A 226-nucleotide genomic window follows, 5' to 3' on the forward strand; every position below is an offset into this window, starting at 1 on the left:
CCACTGGAAGCATGGTCCGCAACAAAACTCGCGCTGCATCGCGCCTATCTTTCACAACAGCAGACGCCGCCGTTTGCAATGCCGGTCTGGCACTACCTGACACTGCATCAGTACGATAAAACGCGTACCGAACTACTGAATGATGTCGCAGGGGCGCTGGCTCTTGATGACAAACTCGGACGTAGCACCAATCAACTTTCCGGCGGTGAATGGCAACGCGTACGTC

Annotated in this window: 1 protein-coding gene; it reads left to right on the plus strand. The window is 55.3% G+C overall.

The features are described from left to right. Positions 1 to 226, plus strand: a 226-nt coding sequence (locus ACQ4LH_RS21815) for a hypothetical protein (RefSeq protein ID WP_430699011.1), incomplete at both ends; no start/stop codon positions are given.

The sequence above is a fragment of the Pseudomonas peli genome, assembly GCF_050563605.1.
Taxonomy (GTDB): domain Bacteria; phylum Pseudomonadota; class Gammaproteobacteria; order Pseudomonadales; family Pseudomonadaceae; genus Aquipseudomonas; species Aquipseudomonas peli_A.